A 3,285-nucleotide genomic window follows, 5' to 3' on the forward strand; every position below is an offset into this window, starting at 1 on the left:
AAGAGTCTAAGTGCAGATCTCGTAAATAATGATAGATGGTGCGGTGAAATTTTGGACAAAACGCTCCACCTCTAATCAAATATTGGGTTCAAAGGTTCAACGTTCAAAGGTTCAGAGGTTGGCTGCCTCGTTGTATTACCCCTATGGAATCAATGGCTAAGAAAAAAAGCGCGAAGCGCTTAACCTCTCCGAGGCGTAGGATTGTGCCTCTACGAGCCGGAGGCCTGAACCGGAAACCCGACTCGGCTGAGCTCGTCGCAGGCTGAACCTTATAACCTAGACCGACCTGATGTCCAATTTATGTGCAATCCCAAGGTATATAAAGGTCTACGGTCATCTATATAAGGTAAATAACGAGGTCTGAAATGTTTAAAAGTATCGGCAGAGGACTGATTTTACAGCTTGCAATTTTAGCTGCGTTTGCTTTTTATTTGTCCGGATGCGGCCGCAAAGCGCCGCCGGTTGCGCCCCGCCCGGCCCCGCCACCGGCGGTCAATGATTTAAGCCGGCAGATGCAGGCAGATATACTCGAGCTGACCTGGACGATTCCAAAACAAAAGGGGAAAATACATCCGGACCTGGAAGGTTTTTTTGTTTATCGCTCCCAGAAACCGCTTTCGGAAGCTGAGTGCCCGAATTGTCCGCTAAGGTTTAAACTTGTTGCCGATATTGGGATTAAAACAGTCAAAGCTTTGGAAAAAAAGAAGAAAGGCCATATGACTTACAGTGAGACTTTGAGAAAAGGTTATGGTTACATCTATAAGGTAGTGGCCTATAGTGATAGCGGGTCAAGATTTGGTGATTCCAATTTGGTTGAATTTAATTATTAGGTGATTTATGCATCACTTTCATTATCGTGACAATGAGTTGTACTGTGAAGATGTTCCGATTCAGAAGATAGCCGCGGAAGTCGGGACACCCTTTTATTTATACAGCCACGCGACCTTAAAGCGTCATTTTATCATTTTTAATGAGGCCTTTGAAGGCATAGACAGGCTGGTGTGTTATTCGGCCAAGGCAAATACCAACCTGGCGCTTTTAAAACTGTTTGCCAATCTGGGGGGCGGGCTTGACATTGTTTCCGGTGGAGAATTATACCGGGGCCTAAAAGCCGGTTTTTCTCCGGACCGCATTGTTTATTCCGGAGTCGGCAAGCGCGTTGACGAGATCGATTATGCCCTGAATACAGATATTATGATGTTCAATGTCGAGTCCCTTGAGGAACTGGCGGTTATCAATCAAAGGGCCGGCCTGCTCGCAAAGCAGGCGCCGGTAGCCATTCGAGTGAACCCGGACGTTGACTCCGGGACGCACCCTTATATTTCAACCGGACTGGAAAAAAACAAGTTCGGTATTGACACCAAGACGGCCATAGAAGGCTACAAAGTCGCAAGCAGGCTGGAGAATATTGACGTGGTCGGCATCGACTGCCATATCGGCTCACAGATTACGGAAGCAAAGCCTTTTGAAGACGCCCTCAAAAGTTTAGAGCGCTTGATAACGGAGCTCAAGGCCTTGGGGATCGAAATCAGGTATTTGGATATGGGCGGGGGTTTAGGTATCACTTACGACGAAGAATCACCGCCTCATCCCCGTGAGTATGCCCGGGCCATCATCGATTCTCTTAAGGGCCTTGATCTGCAACTGATCCTGGAGCCCGGCAGAGTCATTGTCGGCAATGCCGGGACGCTGATCACCAGGGTCCTTTATAGAAAAGCAGGCCCTGACAAGGAATTCGTGATTACGGACGCCGGCATGAACGATCTGATGCGACCGTCGCTGTACAAAGCGTTTCATGCAATTCAACCGGTTGTCAAAACTGCGCATACATCGATAAAAGCTGATGTTGTAGGGCCGATTTGCGAAAGCGGGGACTTTTTAGCCCTTGACCGCGAGATTCCCGATGTCAAACAGGGTGATCTTTTGGCGGTGATGAGTGCCGGTGCCTATGGTTTTACAATGTCATCCAATTATTGTTCCCGGCTCCGGGTACCTGAAGTAATGGCCAAAGACGACCGCTTTTATGTGGTGAGAGCCCGCCAGACCTATGAGGATCTGGTTGCCGGCGAGACAATACCACCGTTTTTAATTGACTGAATAAATTTATTTAGTCCTGAAAAACCTGGATCTCTGGGCCAGATCAGAGACATCTGGCTCTGCCTTGGAGTTTTGTGTCTAAAATCACAAATTCCAAGCACCAAATTACAAATAAATCACAAATTTCAATATTCAATGACCAAAACCTTCCAAGACGAGACCTTGTTTGGATTTTCGAATTTCGGTCATTGTTATTTGTTTGATATTTGTTGTTTGATATTTGGAATTTAATTTACTTGCCACCCCGCCTGACGGATGGCGGGCAAGTAAGACACCAAGACACCAAGAAAGAATAAAAAATATATCCTTCGTGTCTTTGTGCCTTTGTGGCAAATATATTTTATTAGGACTTGTTAAGGTTGGGAATTATGGAACCGATTGATTTTTTTAAAATGAGCGGCAGCGGCAACGACTTTATTATTATTGACAATCGCAATAGGGTTGTCGATGAAACGGATCTTTCAGATTTTGTCACCAAAGTATGCCGCCGGAAACTGTCTGTCGGTGCCGACGGTTTTATCCTTATAGAAGATACTGATGCTGTTGACTTCAAGTGGCAGTTTTTTAACGCGGACGGCAGCCGTGCCGAGATGTGCGGAAACGGCGCCAGATGTGCCGCACGGTTTGCATACTTAAACGGGATTGCCGGACCGATTATGTCCTTTGAAACCGCCGCCGGCACAGTCAGCGCGCAGGTATCCGATGACCTGGTGAAGATACAAATGCCGGATCCGGCCGATCTTAGAATGGATTATACCCTTGAGCTTAAAGACGGATCCATGCTTATCTCCAGTGTCAACACCGGTGTTCCCCACGTGGTGATTAGCGTGGATGAGATCGACGGTGTCGATGTGGTTGAACCGGGTCGAGAGATCCGGTTCCACACTGGGTTTGCACCTGCCGGCACCAACGTAAATTTTGTTAGTTTCCAAAAAGACGGCCATATTGCAATCCGGACATATGAGCGGGGGGTCGAAGATGAAACCCTGGCCTGCGGCACCGGTGCGATTGCCGCCGCTATTGTTACTGCCAACAAAACCAGGATGAAATCCCCGATCAAGGTTCTGACGCGCGGCGGGGAACATCTGACTATTTATTTTCAGGAAAAAGACGGCACATATAACGACGTTTACCTTGAAGGTGACGCCCGTATAATTTACAAAGGCCGGCTTTGGGAAGATGCCTGGC

The 3,285-nt window shown here is 47.5% G+C and carries 3 protein-coding genes; all 3 read left to right on the forward strand.

Annotated elements, in window-relative coordinates:
• Positions 1-365 precede the first annotated feature (365 nt).
• Positions 366-830: a hypothetical protein gene (locus tag V3S16_RS10215; protein ID WP_413884588.1), complete on the forward strand. Its 465-nt coding sequence runs from the start codon at positions 366-368 to the stop codon at positions 828-830.
• A gap of 7 nt (positions 831-837) precedes the next feature.
• Entirely contained in the window at positions 838-2,097 is a 1,260-nt protein-coding gene (lysA, locus tag V3S16_RS10220; RefSeq protein WP_413884590.1) for a diaminopimelate decarboxylase, read from the forward strand.
• Between the two features lie 368 nt (positions 2,098-2,465).
• Positions 2,466-3,285 (forward strand): diaminopimelate epimerase (gene dapF, locus V3S16_RS10225; protein WP_413884592.1); only part of this gene is annotated, 820 nt, incomplete at its 3' end.

It is taken from the genome of Candidatus Desulfatibia sp., assembly GCF_036446775.1.
Classification (GTDB): domain Bacteria; phylum Desulfobacterota; class Desulfobacteria; order Desulfobacterales; family UBA11574; genus Desulfatibia_A.